Annotated in this window: 24 protein-coding genes; 16 read left to right on the top strand and 8 right to left on the bottom strand. The window is 67.6% G+C overall.

The genetic code is table 11. From position 1 onward, the window contains the following. The first annotated feature begins 20 nt into the window (after positions 1-20). The 4 genes from IB268_RS07450 to IB268_RS07435 all read left to right on the top strand — a co-directional run bounded on the left by IB268_RS07450 (position 21) and on the right by IB268_RS07435 (position 2,122). Positions 21-386 carry a helix-turn-helix transcriptional regulator gene (locus IB268_RS07450; protein ID WP_054451512.1) on the top strand — a complete coding sequence of 122 codons (366 nt, stop codon included), beginning with the start codon at positions 21-23 and terminating at the stop codon, positions 384-386. After that, positions 379-918, top strand: coding sequence for an SRPBCC family protein (locus IB268_RS07445; protein WP_054451513.1), 540 nt, complete (start codon positions 379-381; stop codon positions 916-918). The genes IB268_RS07450 and IB268_RS07445 overlap by 8 nt, the downstream gene beginning before the upstream one ends. 500 nt (positions 919-1,418) lie before the next feature. Then, on the top strand, positions 1,419-1,682 hold the full coding sequence (gene infA / locus IB268_RS07440; RefSeq protein ID WP_013395703.1) for a translation initiation factor IF-1: 264 nt from the start codon (positions 1,419-1,421) through the stop codon (positions 1,680-1,682). Between the two features lie 152 nt (positions 1,683-1,834). Further along, complete coding sequence (locus IB268_RS07435) at positions 1,835-2,122, top strand: hypothetical protein (RefSeq protein ID WP_054451514.1); 288 nt, start codon at positions 1,835-1,837, stop codon at positions 2,120-2,122. Positions 2,123-2,156: 34 nt separating this feature from the next. Here IB268_RS07435 and IB268_RS07430 read toward each other — a convergent pair whose 3' ends face one another. The 3 genes from IB268_RS07430 to mog form a co-directional block, all read right to left on the bottom strand. Beyond that, entirely contained in the window at positions 2,157-3,026 is an 870-nt protein-coding gene (locus tag IB268_RS07430; protein ID WP_054452221.1) for a peptidoglycan DD-metalloendopeptidase family protein, read from the bottom strand. Positions 3,027-3,031: 5 nt separating this feature from the next. Beyond that, complete coding sequence (locus IB268_RS07425) at positions 3,032-3,370, bottom strand: hypothetical protein (RefSeq protein ID WP_192354031.1); 339 nt, start codon at positions 3,368-3,370, stop codon at positions 3,032-3,034. Between the two features lie 61 nt (positions 3,371-3,431). Beyond that, positions 3,432-4,064, bottom strand: a complete 633-nt coding sequence (mog, locus tag IB268_RS07420; protein WP_054452223.1) for a molybdopterin adenylyltransferase — start codon at positions 4,062-4,064, stop codon at positions 3,432-3,434. A 280-nt stretch (positions 4,065-4,344) separates the two neighbouring features. Here mog and IB268_RS07415 point away from each other — a divergent pair, with 280 nt between their 5' ends. The 4 genes from IB268_RS07415 to IB268_RS07405 all read left to right on the top strand — a co-directional run bounded on the left by IB268_RS07415 (position 4,345) and on the right by IB268_RS07405 (position 7,939). Further along, the gene (locus IB268_RS07415; RefSeq protein ID WP_175162107.1) at positions 4,345-5,469 is read left to right on the top strand and encodes a D-alanyl-lipoteichoic acid biosynthesis protein DltD; all 1,125 of its coding nucleotides are present in this window, start codon (positions 4,345-4,347) and stop codon (positions 5,467-5,469) included. 13 nt (positions 5,470-5,482) lie between these two features. Further along, positions 5,483-5,608, top strand: coding sequence for a hypothetical protein (locus IB268_RS31175; RefSeq protein ID WP_008162923.1), 126 nt, complete (start codon positions 5,483-5,485; stop codon positions 5,606-5,608). Between the two features lie 104 nt (positions 5,609-5,712). After that, complete coding sequence (locus IB268_RS07410) at positions 5,713-7,188, top strand: inorganic phosphate transporter (RefSeq protein ID WP_054451517.1); 1,476 nt, start codon at positions 5,713-5,715, stop codon at positions 7,186-7,188. 97 nt (positions 7,189-7,285) lie between these two features. Beyond that, positions 7,286-7,939, top strand: a complete 654-nt coding sequence (locus tag IB268_RS07405) for a DsbA family protein (RefSeq protein WP_119451067.1) — start codon at positions 7,286-7,288, stop codon at positions 7,937-7,939. 16 nt (positions 7,940-7,955) lie between these two features. Here IB268_RS07405 and IB268_RS07400 read toward each other — a convergent pair whose 3' ends face one another. From IB268_RS07400 to IB268_RS07380, 5 genes are read right to left on the bottom strand one after another with little or no spacing between them, the layout of a single operon-like run. Beyond that, positions 7,956-8,570, bottom strand: coding sequence for a glutathione S-transferase family protein (locus IB268_RS07400; RefSeq protein WP_054451518.1), 615 nt, complete (start codon positions 8,568-8,570; stop codon positions 7,956-7,958). 42 nt (positions 8,571-8,612) lie between these two features. Next, positions 8,613-8,960, bottom strand: coding sequence for an AzlD domain-containing protein (locus IB268_RS07395; RefSeq protein WP_119451055.1), 348 nt, complete (start codon positions 8,958-8,960; stop codon positions 8,613-8,615). After that, positions 8,957-9,670 carry an AzlC family ABC transporter permease gene (locus tag IB268_RS07390; protein WP_192354030.1) on the bottom strand — a complete coding sequence of 238 codons (714 nt, stop codon included), beginning with the start codon at positions 9,668-9,670 and terminating at the stop codon, positions 8,957-8,959. Before IB268_RS07390 ends, IB268_RS07395 begins: the two co-directional genes overlap by 4 nt. Positions 9,671-9,723: 53 nt before the next feature. Next, positions 9,724-10,041 (bottom strand): chaperone modulator CbpM, encoded by a 318-nt coding sequence (locus IB268_RS07385; RefSeq protein ID WP_054452227.1) that lies wholly within the window; start codon positions 10,039-10,041, stop codon positions 9,724-9,726. A gap of 2 nt (positions 10,042-10,043) precedes the next feature. Further along, positions 10,044-10,988, bottom strand: coding sequence for a DnaJ C-terminal domain-containing protein (locus tag IB268_RS07380; protein WP_119451053.1), 945 nt, complete (start codon positions 10,986-10,988; stop codon positions 10,044-10,046). A gap of 186 nt (positions 10,989-11,174) precedes the next feature. Between IB268_RS07380 and IB268_RS07375 the strand changes: the two genes are divergently transcribed. From IB268_RS07375 to fabI, 8 genes are all read left to right on the top strand, one after another. Beyond that, positions 11,175-11,666 carry a GNAT family N-acetyltransferase gene (locus IB268_RS07375; RefSeq protein ID WP_054451522.1) on the top strand — a complete coding sequence of 164 codons (492 nt, stop codon included), beginning with the start codon at positions 11,175-11,177 and terminating at the stop codon, positions 11,664-11,666. Between the two features lie 53 nt (positions 11,667-11,719). Then, positions 11,720-12,049: a DHCW motif cupin fold protein gene (locus tag IB268_RS07370; protein WP_054451523.1), complete on the top strand. Its 330-nt coding sequence runs from the start codon at positions 11,720-11,722 to the stop codon at positions 12,047-12,049. 105 nt (positions 12,050-12,154) lie between these two features. Then, positions 12,155-12,790: a glutathione transferase gene (gene yfcF / locus IB268_RS07365; protein WP_192354029.1), complete on the top strand. Its 636-nt coding sequence runs from the start codon at positions 12,155-12,157 to the stop codon at positions 12,788-12,790. A gap of 17 nt (positions 12,791-12,807) precedes the next feature. Continuing rightward, a complete protein-coding gene (locus tag IB268_RS07360) occupies positions 12,808-13,203 on the top strand; it encodes a VOC family protein (protein WP_119451051.1) in 396 nt (131 codons plus the stop codon). A gap of 182 nt (positions 13,204-13,385) precedes the next feature. Continuing rightward, a complete protein-coding gene (locus IB268_RS07355; protein WP_192353366.1) occupies positions 13,386-15,773 on the top strand; it encodes a DUF3141 domain-containing protein in 2,388 nt (795 codons plus the stop codon). Beyond that, positions 15,770-16,714 (top strand): phosphate acetyltransferase, encoded by a 945-nt coding sequence (locus IB268_RS07350; RefSeq protein WP_054451527.1) that lies wholly within the window; start codon positions 15,770-15,772, stop codon positions 16,712-16,714. Before IB268_RS07355 ends, IB268_RS07350 begins: the two co-directional genes overlap by 4 nt. Before the next feature lie 31 nt (positions 16,715-16,745). Next, complete coding sequence (locus IB268_RS07345; protein ID WP_192354028.1) at positions 16,746-17,930, top strand: acetate/propionate family kinase; 1,185 nt, start codon at positions 16,746-16,748, stop codon at positions 17,928-17,930. Then, entirely contained in the window at positions 17,927-18,700 is a 774-nt protein-coding gene (fabI, locus tag IB268_RS07340; protein ID WP_175162113.1) for an enoyl-ACP reductase FabI, read from the top strand. Before IB268_RS07345 ends, fabI begins: the two co-directional genes overlap by 4 nt. The last annotated feature ends 22 nt before the right edge of the window (positions 18,701-18,722 follow it).

Below are 18,722 nucleotides of genomic sequence, written 5' to 3'. Positions count from 1 at the left end.
GCCAGACTATATTCAACCTCATGGTTGAATCTATTCCCTCCCCCGTCCTCGATGCCGTCTTTCGCGCGCTGGCCGACCCCACGCGCCGCGACATGCTGCGCAGCCTGGCCGGTGGCGAGCAGACCATCGGCGAACTGGCGGCGCCCCACAGCATGAGTTTCGCGGGCGCCTCCAAGCATGTGCAGGCCCTGGAACGCGCCGGTCTGGTGCGGCGCTCCATCCGCGGCCGCACGCACGTATGCAGCCTCAATCCCGAACCCATGGCCGAGGCCATGCAGTGGCTGCGCTTCTATGAGCAATTCTGGTCGGGCAAGCTGGGCGCGCTGGAAGCCGCGCTCGCCGCCAGCCGGTCCCCGGCCGCGTCTTCTGGAGAACCACATGAGTGATCACGGCGTCGTTCTGGACCCCACCTCCATCCGCTTCACGCGGATACTGCCCGCCAGCGTCGACGAGGTCTGGGCTTTTCTCACCGAATCCGAAAAACGCGGGCGCTGGCTGGCATCCGGCGACATGGAACTGCGCGAAGGCGGCGGCGTGACGCTGCGCTTCGTGCATGCGGACCTGTCCTCGGTGGCCGAACCGGTGCCTGACGCCTACAAGCCGTACGAAGGCGGCGTCACCACGCAAGGCGTCATCACCCGCTGCGAACCGCCGCATTTGCTGGCTTTCACCTGGGGCGGCTCCCCCGGCCATCCTTCCGAGGTCACCTTCGAGCTGTCGCCTCAGGGCGAGGAAACGCGCCTGGTGCTGACCCACCGCAAGCTGTCCTCGCGGGACGGCATGGTGGACGTGGCTGGCGGCTGGCATGTGCACCTGGGCGTGCTCGAAGCTCGCCTGGCCGGCCGTGCCCCCGGTCCGTTCTGGTCCGTGCTTAACCGGGTGGAAGCCGAATACCGTGAACGGATCCCGGCTCGCTAGAGTCGTTGAACAGCAACTATCGCAGCGCGGCTACAGATAAATACTGGCTAAATATTGCGCTTTGCAGTACCATAAGTCCGTGATTTTTCCGCAAAAACCGGGCTTCGGTCACTCTGCGTGCCAACCTGTACCGCCTGCGGGCAATGCTCCGGGGCAACCCAGGACGTGCCTGATTTTTCCGGAAAAACCCCTCCGCCACCGGGCGCGCCTCCACCTCCATAGTTGCGCGGCCTGGCAGCACAAGCTCCACCCCGCTTCTTCCGGCGATTTGCGCAAAACGCGCCGCCGCGACCAAGCCGCGCACCGCGCGCACACTGCCCACGCGGCGCGAGTATCCGTCATTTCAGACATCCGCTTCGGATGCCGTGGCCCTTACCCGCGCTTGCCCGGACGTTTTACGTTCAAACCGCTGGACCCGTCGGTTCGGGTCCGACGCGCTTGCCGCCTCGCGCGGCGCGCCATGCCGTCGGTATGGCTGCGCGTTTTGATAGGAGAAAAGAATGGCTAAAGAAGAACTCATCGAACTGGACGGCATCGTTGACGAAGTGCTGCCCGATAGCCGCTACCGTGTGAAGCTGGACAACGGCATCGAAGTCGGCGCCTACGCCTCCGGCCGCATCCGCAAGCACCGCATCCGCATCCTGGCCGGCGACCGCGTCACCCTGGAAATGTCGCCGTATGACCTGACCAAGGGCCGCATCAACTTCCGCCACAAGGACGAGCGCGGTCCCGCGCCGCAGCGTCCCCAGCAATTCCGCCGCTAAGCCAGGGCGACAGGGCCGGCCCTGCGCCGGCTCCCTTTTCGCGCCAGCCTTAAACCTGGGCCGCGCGATGCCGTAATGCGTGGAGCGCCCGTTCATGAAAGAATGGCGCCCTCTGCCCGGCGCGACGCCCGGCAGGATGAGCATGAAGCAAGATGGACCTGACACAAGATCTGCAAGCCGCCGCTGACCAGCTTGCCCTGGCGCGAAGAAAATTCGTCAAGGGCGAGGAAGGCCTGCGCCTGCTGCATCAGTCGCGCGAGGCCTTCATCAACAGCCTGCGCAATACCGGCCTGACCTACGCCGAGGCCAAGACCAAGTACGACAACTGCCTGGACGAGCAGGAAGCCGAGCAGCTCGAAGTGCGGCAGCAGATGGACTATGCCGAGCGCGTGCATCAGCACGTGCTGCAACTGATCGCGCAGCAGGCCGCAACGGCCTGAGGGCGCGGGTCCGCGCCCCCATCCCGGGACAGGATCAGGGCTTGAACGCCCCGATGAAGATGGCCGGATCGACGCGCGCGTCGTTCAGGCTGACGTTCCAGTGCAGGTGCGGGCCAGTGGCGCGGCCGGTGGCGCCCACCTTGCCCACCAATCCGCCGCGCGGCACTTCGTCGCCGACCTTCACGTCGATCGCCGACATGTGGCAGAACATGCTGACGAAGCCCTGGCCATGGTCCAGGAACACCGTCTTGCCATTGAAGAAGTAATCCCCCACCAGCACGACCACGCCAGCGGCCGGCGCCTTGATCGGCGTGCCCGAGGGCACGGCGAAATCCAGGCCCGAATGCGGATTGCGCTCTTCGCCATTGAAGAAGCGGCGCAGGCCGAAGGGACTGGACAGGCGGCCGCCGTTCACCGGGCGATCCAGCAGCAGGTTGCTGGGCGTGATGCCAGCGCGGTAGGCGCGGTTGGCGGCGGCCTGCTCGGCCTGCTCGCGTTCGATGCGCTTCATGTCGTCCGGATCCGGATTGACCTGGCGCGGATTCTTCAGCGTGATGTGCTGGGCCTTGTATTCCTTGGCGCCGACCTTGAAGGACACTGAACGCTTGCCTTGCGCGTCCTTGATATCCACCTGCTGCTCGCCCGGCTTCACGCTGAGCGGGATGCCGACCACGGCGATCCACTGCTTGCCTTCTTCACGCACGACCAGCACGCGCCGGCCCAGGAAGCTGACCTCGGGCGCGCGTTCGGCATTGCCCAGGCCCAGGACGGCGACGCCGCCAGGCACGGGAACGTTGAGCTTGCGGCTGATGAAACCGCTCTGCTGCTGCGCGCGGGCCGGCAGGCCCAGGCAGAGGGCGGCCGCGGCCAGGCCCAGCCGCAGGACGTCGCGACGATGCTGCATGGCGTTCACAGGCACAGGTTGGCGGGCTCGATGATGCTTTGGTCGCGGCGGGCGATGCGCGTGGACAGGCGCGCTTCGGTCTTGCCCTTCCAGTGCGTGGTCGTCAGCACGGCTTCGACACCCAGGCTGTCCTCCTGGATCAATTCAAAGCCGTTGCGCACCGCCTTCTGCTGGAAATTGATGCCCAGGTTCTTCCAGGATTCGGCGACGCAAGCCGTGTAGTCCTCGGGCGTATGTTGGGTGGAACCGTAGAAGACCGGATCGCGGTCGCGCACGTCTTTGACGTTGGCGCAGGCCGACAAGGCTGCCAGGACAGTAAGGGACAAAGCGGTGCGGACCTTCATGGCGATGGAACTCTCGAGCGGTTGGAGGTGGATGGGGCGGCCAATATAACGCAGCGCCAGGTCAAGCCTGCGGCGCGCGCCGGGCCGATTTGGGACGGAAGGCCGCGATGACTTCCGGCCGGGTTTCGGCGTATGGGCCGCCGATAAGATCGATGCAATAGGGAATGGCGGCGAAAATCCCCGGCACCAGCACGGCGCCGTCCTCGCCCTTCAGTCCTTCCAGCGTTTCGCGGATGGATTTCGGCTGGCCGGGCAGGTTCACGATAAGGGCGGCGTGCGCGGGCGTTTCCCGGATGACCGCCACCTGGCGCGACAGGATGGCCGTGGGCACGAAGCGCAGGCTGATCTGGCGCATCTGTTCGCCGAAGCCGGGCATTTCCTTGGTGCCGACGGCGAGCGTGGCCTCGGGCGTGACGTCGCGGCGCGCCGGACCGGTGCCGCCGGTGGTCAGGACCAGGTCGCAGCCGCAGCCGTCCACCAGTTCGATCAGCGTCTGGGAAATGCGTGCGGGTTCGTCGGGAATCAGGCGGTCCACCGCCTGCCAGGGCGAGGCCAGGGCGCCGCCCAGCCATTCGCGCAGCGCGGGCAGCCCCAGGTCCTGATAGGTGCCGCTGGAGGCGCGATCGGAAACGGACACCAGGCCCACGATCAGTTCGTCGGGGTGCTTGCGGGCGATACGGGTAGTGGCGGTCATGGGCTGCGCAATCTTGGTAAGAAACTGTCGGGCGGCGCGGATGCGGCCGTGGGCGAGGTCAATCATGGAAATCCAGAAGAGGCCCGCCAGAGCGATGCTATCGCATTCCTTCCCCGCGGGAATCGCGTCAGCAGGCAGCGCGCCGGCGGCGGCCCCTGTCGCAAAAAGGCGAATCGGCTTTGGCCCCGCTTTCCCGCGCTTGTTCCGGACATGTTCGCTCGATAACATCCGCTAACAAACCTATCCCAATAAAGAGGGCCCCGCGCGGCATTGGTTCCCCATGTTCAAACGCACACTACGGCAGCATGCGCTGGCGGCGGCGCTGGCCCTGGCCGCGGCGGCGGCCGCCGGATGGGGCGCCCTGCACTCCCTGGCGCTGAAGACGGAAACCGTGCCGGCGGCCGCTCCGGGCATCTACATCCCCAACCTGGGCAATACGCTGGAGGAACAGACGCGCAACCTGTCCCGCATGAGCCAGGCCTTGCGCACGGGCGACAGGCTGGTGATCCTGGGTTCGTCGGAGTTGACCAGCAACGACCTGCGCTTCGTGCCGTACCGCTACCTGGCCGACGAATTGCAGATGCCGGTGCTGGCCTATGGCCATTCGGGATTCCAGTCTCTGGGCATGCAGCTGGTGCTGGCGGCGATGGCCGAGGACCTGTCGCCGGCCTCGCGCGTGGTGGTGATGCTGTCGCCGGGCTGGTTCGACGGCGACGGCGGGCTGGGTCCGGACGAATTCAAGGAACACGCCAATCCGCTGCTGCCCCGCCTGCTGCGGCAGCCCGAGGGCCGGGCGGAGGTGGTCCGCTGGCTGCAGGCCAAGGGCGACGCGGGTGTCGCCTGGTCCATGGCGGCCGAGCAGGCCTACGTCTTCCGCCAGCGGCTGGTCAACCTGTGGGCGCCCGTCCACGCAGCGCCTGTCCCCGAGCGCGAGCGCGAGGGGCCGCCCGCGGCCGCCCGGGTGGTGGACTGGGAGGCGCTGGCTGCCGAAGCCCAGGGCGCAGAACAGGCCCTGATGGGCGGCAACCGCTACGCCGTGCGCGATGAATTCTTCAATAAATACCTGCGCAGCATTCCCGAGGGCGGCAAGACCGCCTATCTGCCCCAGCCGCTGACCGGCCGGGACGAGCTGCGCGAACTGGACGCGCTGATGGCGCTGCTGCGGCAGCGCGGCGTCAATGCCCTCTTCGTCATGCAGCCGCTGCATCCGCTGGTGTTCAAGGACCTGGACCGCTTCGGGCCGGTGCAGCGGGAAGTCGCGGCGCTGTGCCAGCGCTATGCCATGCGCTGCATGGACATGTACAGCGCCCCCTTCGAGGTGGGGATGCTGCGGGACGTACAGCACCTGGGGGAACTGGGCTGGCTGCGCGTGAACCAGAAGATCGCTGAAGTGTTCTACCCATGAAGGATGGCCGGCAATGAAACGAACCCTGTGGCTGTGCCTGCTCTACCTGGGCGTCCTGGCGGTGATGGTGATCCAGGCGGATACCTCGGCGAACCTGGGCAAACCGATGGAAATCGAGTTCCAGTATTCGAAATTCTGACCCCGGGCGGGGTCGGTTGGCCGCACTTGGTAGCCGCAAGCAACCAGTGACAGGTCACAAATCTGCAATAATCGGCTCCTCTCGCCGGAACCTCCCCCGCCTCCATGTTCGACCTCTTCCACGGCCTAGACCTCTGGGTCGGCCTCAGCCTTGCGCTGGCCCTGACATTCGTCCTGGCCTTCGAATTCATCAACGGATTCCATGACACGGCGAACGCCGTGGCCACGGTCATCTACACCAAGGCCATGCCGCCGCATCTGGCGGTGGTGCTTTCCGGCATATTCAACTTCCTGGGCGTGCTGCTGGGCGGGGTGGGCGTGGCCTATGCCATCGTGCACCTGCTGCCGGTGGAGCTGCTGATCAACGTGGACACGGGCCGCGGGCTGGCCATGGTGTTCGCCATGCTGGCCGCGGCCATCGCCTGGAACCTGGGCACTTGGTACTTCGGCATTCCGGCGTCCAGCTCGCACACGCTGATCGGCTCGATCCTGGGCGTGGGCCTGGCCAACGCGCTGATCACCGACCTGCCGCTGGCGGACGGCGTCAACTGGGGCAAGGCCATCGACATCGGCCTGTCGCTGGTGGTGTCGCCGGTGGCCGGCTTTCTGGTGGCGGGCGGCCTGCTGCTGGCGCTCAAGCGCTGGCTGCCGCTGTCCAAGATGCACAAGACGCCGGAACAGCGCCGCGCCATCGACAATAAAAAGCATCCGCCCTTCTGGAACCGCCTGGTGCTGGTGCTGTCCGCCATGGGCGTGAGCTTCGTGCACGGCTCCAACGACGGACAGAAAGGGATTGGCCTGATCATGCTGGTGCTGATCGGCATCGTGCCCGCCAACTTCGTGCTGGACACCAACAGCACCACCTACCAGATCGAGCGCACCCGCGACGCCGCCAACCACCTGAACGTGTTCTACCAGCGCAATGAAGCCATGCTGGGCGAATACCTGGCGCTCAAGCGCGTGGACGCGACCACCGAACTGCCGCGCAACTTCCGCTGCGACCCCGAACTGACCATGCCGACCATCGCCGCGCTGCAGGCCGATCTGCACGGCGTGTCCAACTACGCCGACCTGTCGGCCGAGAAGCGCATCTCCGTGCGCCGCTACCTGCTCTGTCTGGACGACACGGCCAAGAAGGTCGCGCGCATCGAAGGGCTGCCGGCCCGCGAACGCGCCGACCTGCAACGCCTGCGCGCCGACCTGACAGCCACCACCGAATACGCCCCCTTCTGGGTGATCGTGGCAGTCGCCCTGGCGCTGGGCGCGGGCACCATGGTCGGCTGGCGCCGCGTGGTGCTGACGGTGGGCGAGAAGATCGGCAAGCAGGGCATGACCTATGCGCAGGGCATGTCCGCACAAGTCACCGCCATGGGCGCCATCGGCATCGCCAACGTCTTCAGCCTGCCTGTTTCCACCACCCACGTGCTGTCCTCGGGCGTGGCCGGGACCATGATCGCCAACAAGAGCGGCCTGCAAGGCAGCACCGTACGCAACATCCTGATGGCCTGGGTGCTGACCCTGCCCGCCTCGATGCTGCTGGCCGCCGGCCTGTTCTGGATCGGCGTGCAGATCGCTGGCTGATGATTCGCGGCCGTGCAGGCAATCTGCACGGCCGATGCAACACTCTGGCTATCCCGCCAGGCTTCCTGCCAGCCGTGCCCGCGTCTACCATGGCGCCATGGCTACCTCAAATCCCACCCTGCATTACATTTTCGACCCGCTCTGCGGCTGGTGCTATGGCGCCGCGCCGCTGGTGGAGGCGGCTCGAGCCGTCTCCGGGCTGGACATCGCGCTGCATGGCGGCGGCATGATGACGGGCGGCAACCGCCAGCCGGTCACCGACAGACTGCGCCGCTACGTCATGCCGCATGACGAGCGCATCGCCGGCCTGACCGGCCAGCCCTTCGGCGAAGACTATTTCAACGGCCTGTTGCGCGATGAGGGCGCGGTGTTCGATTCCGAGCCGCCCACCACTGCCATCCTGGCCGCGCAGACGCTGGCCGGTCGAGGCCTCGACCTGCTCAAGCGCATCCAGCGCGCCCACTACGTACAGGGGCTGCGCATCGCCGATCCGGCCGTACTGGCCTCCCTGGCGGCCGACATCGGCCTGGACCCGGCAGCCTTCCGCGCAGCCTATGACGCAGCCCAGGGCGCCGAAACCGCCACGCACATCGCCGCCAGCCGCAGGCTGCTGGCGCAGGTCGGCGGCAGCGGTTTTCCCACCCTGGCACTGGAGCGCGATGGCGTCTACGAGATGCTGGAGCCCAGCCGCTACCTGGGCCGTCCGCAAGAATGGCAGGCGGACCTCGGCGCGCGCATCGGCCGCGCTTGAAGGCGGGAGCCCCGCGTCAGGCTTCCTCGATGTCCCCGTCGCGCTGCAAGGCGCGGTGCATGGCCGGACGGTCGCCCAGCCGCTCCGCGTAGGCGGTGAACACAGGGGTCTCGGGCAGAACCTTCACCTGCATCATGTATTGCAGGGTGCCGCCCAGCACGATGTCCGCGGCCGAGAACTTGTCGCCCAGGAAGAACGGCCGCGCCTGCAAGACCCGGGTCAGCACCTGCTCGACCTCCTCGGCCGAACCCCAGCCCAGCGCGCCGCCCGGATGCGGCGTCTTGAAGGCGCGCTCGGCCATGGCCGGTTCGAACACGCCGGTGGAATAGGCCAGCCAGGTCAGGTAGGGCCCGCGCAGCGGGTCGCCCACCACCGGACCCAGCCCCGCTTGGGGGAACAGGTCGGTCAGGTAAAGGGCGATTGCCGGCGTCTCGAACACGGGCACGCCGTCGTGCACCAGGGCCGGCACCTTGCGATGCGGGTGGATGTCGATGTAGTCCGAGGGCATGTGGCCCGCGCTGTCGGTGCCGCGGATGGACACCATTTCGGTGTCGTAAGGCACGCCTAGTTCCTCGAGCAGCCAAAGTATCCGGAACGAGCGCGAACGCGGCGCATGATAAAGCGTAAGCATGGTCGATCTCCGTGGAAGTCCGACCATTTTGCCCCGCGGGTCTTACGCCGCCAAGGCCAGCAACACCCCGTATCCCGCCATGCCCAGCAGCACCGCGACGCCGGCATTGCTGACCAGGCGGGCCGCCACCGCGGTCACGACCAGGCCGCCTGCGTAGGGGCCGAGGTTCGCCGTCTGGTCGCCGGCGGCCAGCAGGTCGGGCACGATCACCGCCGCGGCGATCCCAGCCAGCAGCGACGGCCCCAGGGCGGCCAGCGCCGAGCCTTCGCGCGACAGGTGGCGCAGCAGGCGGCTGCGCTCGGACAGCATGAAGGGCAAGGCGCGCGTCAGATAGGTGATGGCCGCCATGGCGATCACCGCGCCCCAGAAACCCAGTCCGTCGGTGTTCATGCGAGCCTCCTCATTCGATACGCCACGCAGCCGATGATCGCGCCGGCCAGGATGGCCAGGCTGGTATGGCCCAGCGCGGCCACGGCCCCGGCTCCGGCCACCGCCGCAACGATGGGCAGGCCCATGCCGCGCTTCGCGCTCTGGCACACCAGGGCCATGAACAGCGCCGGCAGCGCAAAGCGCATCACCTGTGACAGCATGGGGTAGTGGCGCTCCAGGCCGTCTCCCGCATAGACGCCGACGGCCGTGCCGGCGATCCAGGTCAGCCAAGCGCCCAGCCCCAGCGCGATCATCCAGCGCTGGCGGCCCGCGGGCTCCACGGTCTGCAAACGATTGAAAGCCGTGGCGAAGACTTCATCGGTGAGCAGGAAGGCGACCTTCAGGCGCTCATTCAGTCCCGCCGGCAGGAACCGCGACAACAGCGGGCCGTACAGCAGATGGCGAGCGTTGAGCAGCGAGCACAGCGCCACCACCCACAGCCACGGGGTGCCGGCCTTGATGGAAGCGAGCAGCAGGAACTGGCTGGCGCCGGCATAGACCAGCACGGAAATCAGCACCACCTGCAGCGGAGACAGGCCCGCGGCCACGCCCGCGATGCCGAAGGTCACGGCCACCGGGAAGTAGCCGATCATGACGGGCAGGCAGGATTTCAGGCCGTCGATGCGGGCGCTGCCCGCCAGAGCGGGCGCATGGGCTGGAGGGGTCTGCAAGGTGTTCCGCTGGTCTCTTCAACAACCAGCTAGTTTACCCACCCGCGCACAGCCTACTTGTCCTCCAGGCCCAGCGCGCGCAGTTGCGCCTTCAGGCGACGGACTTCCTGGCTCAGGTCCAGGATCAGCGCCGCAGCGTCCAGGCCGGCGCCGTAATCCCGCACCAGGCGGCGGGCGTCCAGCGCGCGTTGCAGGTCGGCGCTGTAGAAGCGCCATTCGGCGGGCCTGGGACCGCTGGCATTGACGATGCCGACTTCGACCAGCCTGACGACCCATTCGACTTCCTCGCCGCAGGCGCGGGCCAGGTCGTCGGCGGAAAGCGGCCGGGACTTGCCCACGACCGTGGCGGTGGTGACGACTATTTTTTTCATGGTCATACCCCCAGGTGGCGCCGCGGATTGAAGGGCAGGTCCTGCTGCAGCTTGCGGTAGGCCTCCTTGGCCGCTTCGCTATCGGCGGGCGGCAACACCAGGTCCAGCACCAGGTAGAGGTCTCCGGGCGGATCGCCCGGAATGCCGCGGCCGCGCAGGCGCAGCTTGCGGCCGTTGGCGGACCCCGCGGGGATCGACACTTCGACCGTGCCGCCCGGCGTGGGCGCATGCACGCTGGCGCCGAGTGCCGCTTCCCACGGCGCCACCGGCAGCGTCATGTAGAGGTCGCGGCCGTCGGCGCGGTAGCGCGGATGCGGCTTGAAGCGGACTTCCAGATAGAGATCGCCGTTCTCGCCGCCGCCGTAGCCGGGCATGCCCTGCCCGGCCAGCCGGATGTACTGGCCTTCGCGCACGCCGGCGGGGATGCGCACGCTGAGCGTGCGGGTCTGCATGTGGGGGCGGCCCTGCTCGTCCATCTGCATGGAACGCAGGCTGATGTCGCGCGTGGCGCCCTTGAGCGCGTCTTCGAGGTCCACCTCGATCGCGGCGTGGTGGTCCTCGCCGCGCGCGCGGAATTCCTGTTGCTGCTGCGCCCCGCCGCGCCGGTTGCGGCCGCCGAACAGCGAAGAGAAGAACTCGCTGAACTGGGCCTCGTCGCCGGGCGCGGCGCCGCGGTGGAACTCGAAGCCTTCGTCCCAGCCGGGCGGCGGCTGGAAGCTGCCCTCGGGCGAGACGCCTGCGGCCAGATTGTCGTAGGCCTGGCGCTTTTCCTTGTCGCGCAGCACGTCATAGGCTTCGTTGACGTCGCGCATGCGCGTTTCGGCGTCGCTTTCCTTGCTGACGTCGGGATGGTATTTGCGGGCGAGCTTGCGGTAGGCGCGCCGGATGTCGTCTTCGGAGGCGTCCCGCTCCACGCCCAGCATGCTGTAGTAGTCCTTGAACTCCATGTGCAGCCCTTGGCAAAGCGTTGCGGCCGCTTCCGGTTGCGCCGGGTCCGGCCTGGGATATCAAGAAGATAGGGGTTATGGGGCGATTTTTCAATGCGCCTTGTCAGGCGTCGGGCATCGCGCATAATGTCCGGTTGGCGCCCGGATGCGCCAGCCCCGACCACGACAGGCCCACAGGAACAGATCGTGCTGGAAATCATCGACGCAGACTTCAACAATCCCGAGCACGGCCGCCAGGTGCTGGCCATGCTGAACGAGTACGCCAGCGGCCCCATGGGGGGCAACGCTCCCCTGCCCGCCTACGCACAGCAGAACCTGATCGCCGAACTGGCCCGCCGCCCGACGGCGCGGGCGCTGCTGGCCCGCATCGACGGCGAAGCCGCCGGCGTCGCGGTCTATCTCGAAGGCTTCTCCACCTTCGCCTGTCGCCCGCTGCTCAATCTGCACGACCTGGGCGTCGCGGAAAAATTCCAGGGCCGCGGCGTGGGCAAGGCCCTGCTGTCGGCGCTGGAAGAGCGGGCGCGTGACCTGGGCTGCTGCAAGATCACCCTGGAAGTGCTGGAAGGCAACGCGGTCGCCCAGGGGCTGTACCGCAAGCTCGGTTTCGAAGGCTATGCCCTGGACGATACCACCGGCCGCGCGATGTTCTGGCACAAGAAACTGCCCGCGCTGGCGTAGTCTCCATTCTTTGGCGGACGCCATTGCGTCCGCGTCACAACGCAGGAATCACCATGAAGATGAGCAACATCCCCTTCGGCACCACCGACTGGTCCGAGGTCGAGCGCACCGAACACGCTGGCGAGACCGGCATGGCCTATTGGCGCACCCGGCAGTTCGGCGACCTGCGCGTGCGCATGGTCGAGTACACGGCCGGCTACCTGGCCGACCACTGGTGCAGCAAGGGCCACATCCTGTTCTGTCTGGAAGGCGAACTGCACACCGAGCTGGAAGACGGCCGGCAATTCGTGCTGACGCCGGGCATGAGCTACCAGGTCGCCGACCAGGCCGAACCGCACCGCTCATCCACCGCGACCGGCGCCAAGCTCTTCATCGTCGACTGAAGCCCCCCCGGCGCGACAGCCCGGCCGCAGATGCGTTACGCTTTGACGTATCCGCGGCCCGCCGCCGCGGCACATGCCGTTACCCGTCAAACCGGAGACTAGATTTTGGGCGCCCCGCTTACGCTATTCGTCGATTCCCTGTTCCTCAGCCCCTACGCCATGTCGGCCTATGTGGCGCTGACTGAAAAACAGCTGCCGTTCGAGGTGCGCCCCATCGATCTGGAAGCGGGCGAGCAGCGCATGCAGCCCTACCAAAGCCGCGCGCTGACCTCGCGGGTGCCGGCCTTGACCCACGCGGATTTCAGCCTGACCGAATCCAGCGCCATCACCGAATACCTGGAAGACGCCTTCCCCGCCCCCGAGCACCCGGCGCTGTATCCGCGCGACCTGCGCCAGCGCGCCCGCGCCCGCCAACTGCAGGCCTGGCTGCGCAGCGACCTGGGAGCGCTGCGTCAGGAACGCCCCACGGAAACCGTGTTCCACGGCGCCGCCGGCCTGCCGTTGTCGGACGCCGCCCATGCCGCCGCGGCCAAGCTCATCCACGTGGGCGCCCATCTGCTGGGCGCGGACCGGACCTCGCTGTTCGATGAATGGTGCATCGCCGATACCGACCTCGCGGTCATGATCAAGCGCTTGTTCCAGGACGACCTGCCCGACGCCCTGCGCGCCTACGCCGACGCCCAGTGGCAGCGCCCCTCCGTCCAGAAATGGCTGGAGCACAACGCCGCCGCGCGCGCCTGAACCGCCCGGGAGCCGCGATGCAACTGCTGGATCACGTCTCCATCACCGTTTCCCGCCTGGACGCCGCCCGCCCCTTCTATGACGCCGTCATGCAGGCCTTGGGCGCGGCCAAGGTCTATGACCGCCCCGACGCGCTAGGCTACGGCGAGCGCTGCCGGGCAGGCAGCAGCCAGCACAGCTATCTCTCCGTGTTCGCCGATGACGCAGCCGCCCCCGCGGCGCGCCGGCACTGGTGCTTCAAGGCGCCCAGCCGCGCCGCGGTCGACGCTTTCCATGCCGCCGGCATGGCCCACGGCGGGCGCGACGACGGCGCCCCGGGCTTGCGCGAGCACTACCACCCGCAGTATTACGCGGCCTTCCTGCTGGACCCTTCCGGCAACCGCATCGAAGCGGTGTGCCACGACCCTGACTGAACCGCTGCCCGGCTGACCAGTCCTAAAGGGGACGGATATATCGGCCACTGCTTGACCTGCATCAAGACACTTGATGTTGCACCGCAACATCAGTTGCGGTGTAATGGGGAGGTCAACTCGGCCGGTTCCACTCTGAATCGGCGCGGCGGCCCGCCGCCGCAAGCAACCTACAGGAGATCGCCATGGCCGGATCTGGCAACGATCGCGTACCCGCCCCGCCCTTCAACCCCTGGACTGCCGCCTACGAATACGCGGTGGACGCCTGGCAGCGCGGCGTGCTGTACGCCGATGTGATGCGCCAGCGTGGCAACCAGTACCACGAGCACATGGCCAAGCGCGCGCCCAACGTGCTGAGCATGGAGTCCGAACTGGTCATGGACGGCCGCTGTCTGCCGCGCCCCGTCAATTACGGCCTGCTGCGCATCAAACCGCCGGACGGCGTGGAAACCGACCCCATCAAACGGCCCTTCCTGGTGGTCGATCCGCGCGCCGGGCACGGCCCCGGCATCGGCGGCTTCAAGCCTGAAAGCGAGATCGGCGTGGCGCTGCGCGCCGGCCACCCCTGCTACTTCGCCACCTTCCTGCCGCAGCCCATGCCGACCCAGACCGTCGAGGACGTGATGATGGCCGAGGCGCGCTTCCTGGAAGAGATCATCGCGCTGCACCCCAACGCCGAAGGCAAGCCGGTGGTGGTCGCCAATTGCCAGGCCGGCTGGCAGATCATGATGACCGCCGCGGTCCGTCCCGAACTGTTCGGCCCCATCATCGTGGCGGGCGCGCCGCTGTCCTACTGGGCGGGCTGGCGCGGCATGAATCCCATGCGCTATGCCGGCGGCCTGCTGGGCGGCAGCTGGCTCACCGCCCTGACCAGCGACCTGGGCGACGGCAAGTTCGATGGCGCCTGGCTGGTGCAGAACTTCGAGAACCTGAATCCGGCCAACACCCTGTGGTCCAAGCAGTACAACCTGTACTCCAACGTCGACACCGAGGCCAAGCGCTACCTCAGCTTCGAAAAATGGTGGGGCGGCCACGTCTTCCTGAACGGCCCGGAAATCCAGTACATCGTCGACAACCTGTTCGTCGGCAACCGCCTGGCCACCGCCGGCCTGGTGACCTCGGACGGCATCCGCATCGACCTGCGCAACATCCGCTCGCCCATCGTGGTGTTCTGCTCCAAGGGCGACAACATCACGCCCCCGCCGCAGGCGCTGGGCTGGATCCCCGATCTGTACCAGGACGAATCCGAAGTGCTGGCGCACGGCCAGACCATCGTCTATGCGGTGCACGAAAGCATCGGCCATCTGGGCATCTTCGTGTCCGGCAGCGTGGCGCGCAAGGAGCACCAGGAATTCACGTCCAACATCGACATGATCGACGTGCTGCCGCCGGGCATCTACCAGGCGGAGATCGCCGACAAGACGCCCGACACGCCCAACGCCGACCTGGCCTATGGCAACTACGTGCTGTCGTTCGAGCAGCGCACGCTGGATGACGTGCGCGCCATCGTCGAGCGCAACGAAGAGGACGACCGCCGCTTCGCCGCCGTCGCCCGCATTTCCGACATCAACCTGGGCATGTACCGCAGCTTCGTGCAACCCTGGCTGCGCGCCCTGGTGACGCCGCAATCGGCGGAATGGTCGCAGCGCCTGCATCCGCTGCGCCTGCCCTATGAACTGATCTCCGACCGCAATCCGGCCATCGCGCCGATTGCCCAAGTCGCCGAACAGGTGCGCGAACACCGCCAGCCGGTGTCGGCCGACAACCCCTTCCTGATGGCCCAGGAAATGTTCTCGAACCTGATCGAGACCAGCCTGAACATCTGGCAGGAACTGCGCGATTCCGCCGACGAACGCACCTTCATGGGCGTTTACGGTTCGCCGCTGGTGCAGGACCTGGCCGGCCTGGGCGCGCGCTCCGGCCCGCCGCGCAAGCATCCGGGCGTGTCGCCCGAGCACCGCCGCTTCATGGAAGAGCGCGCCGCCGAGCTGCGTTCGCTGATGCTGGAAGGCGGCCTGCGCGTTGCCGCGATCCGCATGCTGCTGTATGTGTCGGGCGCCGAAGGCGGCCTGGACGAACGCAGCTACGCGCTGATCCGCAAGATGCGCGCCGAATCGGACACCGCGCTGTCGTTGCAGGAATTCAAGGACATCATCCGCGACCAGGCGTTGATGATGACCCTGGACGCCGCCGGCGCCATCCAGGCCATACCGCACCTGCTGGACAATGCGCCCGCCGCCGCAATCCGCGAAACGCTGGACACCATGAAGCATGTGCTGGAAGCCGCCGAGCCCCTGAGCGAGGCCGCCCGCATCAGCCTGGACGAGATGGAACGCATCTTCGAGTACGCCGAGCGCCGTGCGCAGAAGCGTGAGGAGGCTCAACAGCCGGCGCCCAGGAAAACGGCGACCGTTGCGCGCAAATCGGTGCGCGCTGCGGCGGCCAGGCCCGAAGCGGCCTCGGCCTCGGCCGCGGCCGAGCCTGCCGTCCCGGTGCGCGCCAAGAAGCGTAGCGCCTCCGCCAAACCCGCCGCGCGTCCCGCGCGCAAATCCGCCAAGGCGAAATCCGCATGACGCTGCCTCCCACCTCCCACTACGACAGGCTCATCGCGCGCGCGCAGACGCTGGCGCCGGCGCATTGCGCCATCGCCCACCCCTGCGACGAACCCTCGCTGTCGGCCGCGCTCGAAGCCCGCGACCTGGGCCTGCTCAAGCCCATCCTGGTGGGCCCCGAGCAGAAGATCCGCGCCGTCGCTGCCGAGCACAAGTTCGACCTGGGCGATGCGCGCATCGTCGACGCGCCGCACAGCCACGCGGCAGCCGAATGCGCGGTCGCCCTGGTGCGCAGCGGCGAAGCCGAACTGCTGATGAAGGGCAGCCTGCACACGGACGAACTCATGCACGAAGTGGTGGCGCGCAACACCGGGCTGCGCAGCAGCCGGCGCATCAGCCACGTCTTCATCATGGAAGTGCCGACCTACGCCGAACCGCTCTTCATCACCGATGCGGCGATCAACATCTTTCCGGACCTGGAAACCAAGGCCGACATCATCCGCAACGTGATCGACCTGCACCACGGCCTGGGCCTGGGCGAGCCGCGCGTGGCGATCCTGTCGGCGGTCGAACAGGTCAACCCCAGCATCCCCAGCACCATCGAAGCCGCGGCGCTGTGCAAGATGGCCGACCGCGGCCAGATCGAGGGCGGCCTGCTGGACGGCCCGCTGGCGCTGGACAACGCCATCAGCCCCGACGCCGCGCGCATCAAGGGCATACGCTCGCCGGTGGCCGGCGTGGCCCAGGTGCTGGTGGTGCCCGACCTGGAAGCCGGCAACATGCTGGCCAAGAACCTGACCTTCCTGGCCAATGCCGAGGCGGCCGGCATCGTGCTGGGCGCGCGCGTGCCCATCATCCTGACCAGCCGCGCCGACAGCCCGCGCTCGCGCCTCGCGTCCTGCGCGGTGGCCGCCATCTACGCCCACCACCTGGCCCAGCAACAGGCCCGCCCGCTCGCTTGAAGCGCCCCTCGGAATCCGGAATCACAGCGCCATGACCGACACCATCCTCGTCATCAACGCCGGCAGTTCCAGCATCAAGTTCTATCTGTACGACATCGACGGGGCGCAGGAGCTGGCCCCGCGCCTGGGCGGCCAGCTCGAAGGCATAGGCACCTCGCACCCGAAGCTGAAGGTGCGCGACGCCGCCGGCCAGACCCTGGTCGAACGCGAAATCGCGCCCAGCCACGCGCCCGACGTGCCCAACGGCCAGGAAGTCGTCGGCACCTGGCTCAGCGGCCACCTGGGCGGCGCCCCGCTGGCGGTAGGCCACCGCGTGGTGCACGGCGGCCCCGAGCTGTCCGAGCCGGTACTGATCGACGACGCCATCCTGGCCAAGCTCGACACCTTCACGCCGCTGGCGCCGCTGCACCAGCCGAACAACCTGGCGCCCATCCGCGTGATCCGCGAGCGCCGGCCCTGGATTCCGCAGGTCGCCTGCTTCGACACCGCGTTCCACCGCAGCCACTCCGACGTGGCCGACCGCTACGCGCTGCCGGAACGGCTGTACCAGGAAGGCGTGCGCCGCTACGGCTTCCATGGCCTGTCCTATGAGTACATCGCGCAGCGCCTGAAGAAAGCGCTGCCGGACATCGCCAACGGCAAGATCATTGCGGCCCATCTGGGCTCGGGCGTTTCCGCCTGCGCCATGCATCACGGCAAGAGCGTGGACAGCACCATGGGCTTCACCGCGCTGGAAGGCCTGCCCATGGGCACCCGCCCCGGCCGTCTGGATCCGGGCGTGGTGCTGTGGATGATGGAACGCGGCATGACCCATGACGAGATCGAGCACCTGCTCTATCACGACTGCGGCATGAAGGGCCTGTCCGGCATCAGCAACGACATGCGCGAACTGCTGGCCAGCGACGCGCCCTCGGCCAAGCTGGCGCTGCAGTACTTCGCCTGGCGCGTGGCCGAAGGCATGATAGGCCTGGCCTGCGCCATGAACGGCGTGGACGGCATCGTCTTCACCGCCGGCGTGGGCGAGAATTCCGCCGAGATCCGCCAGGCCATCAGCGAGCACTGGGGCTGGCTGGGCATCAAGCTGGACCCCGAACGCAACGCCCGCCATGGCCCCCGCATCTCCGCCGACGACAGCCGCATCGGCGTCTACGTGGTGCGCACCAACGAAGAACTGATCATCGCCCAGCACACGCTGGAACTGGTGAGGCAGCGATGAGCGCGCTGCTGCCGCTGGCGGGCAAGCGCGGCCTGGTGACGGGCATCGCGAATGCGGATTCGATCGCCTGGGGCTGCGCCAAGGCCTTCCACGCCCTGGGCGCGGAGCTGGCCGTGACCTACCTGAACGACAAGGCCCTGCGCCATGTGGAGCCACTGGCCCGCCAGGTGGAGGCGCCGCTGCTCTTGCCGCTGGACCTGATGCGCGAGGGCCAGCTCGAAGCCGTGTTCGACAGCGTCGCCGCCGAATGGGGCCAGCTGGATTTCGTGCTGCATTCCATCGCCTTCGCCCCGCGCGACGACCTGCATGGCCGCGTGACCGACTGCTCGCGCGAGGGCTTTTTGCAGGCCATGGATGTGTCCTGCTGGTCCTTCATCCGCATGGCCAAGCTGGCCGAGCCGCTGATGCGCAACGGCGGCGCGTTGTTCTGCATGAGCTACTACGGGTCGCAGATGGTGGTCGAGCACTACAACATGATGGGGCCGGTAAAGGCCGCGCTGGAGTCCGCCACCCGCTACCTGGCGGCGGAACTGGGCCCGCAGGGCATACGCGTGCACGCGATATCACCAGGGCCGCTGAAGACGCGCGCCGCCTCGGGCATCGCCGAATTCGATACGCTGCTGGACCGCGCCCAGTCGAAGGCTCCCGCGCGCAGCCTGGTGTCCATCGACGACGTGGGCGAAGCCACCGCCTGGCTCGCGACCGACGCCGCCCGCCGCATGACGGGGCAGACGATATACATCGACGGCGGCTACCACATCATCGATTAAGCCAAGGCGCCCAGCCGGGGCG

Origin of the sequence: Achromobacter sp. ACM01, assembly GCF_014851745.1 — a bacterium.
Classification (GTDB): domain Bacteria; phylum Pseudomonadota; class Gammaproteobacteria; order Burkholderiales; family Burkholderiaceae_B; genus Achromobacter; species Achromobacter aegrifaciens.
Note: the sequence above shows the minus strand (reverse complement) of the source record. Positions and strands in the feature narration are given on the sequence as shown.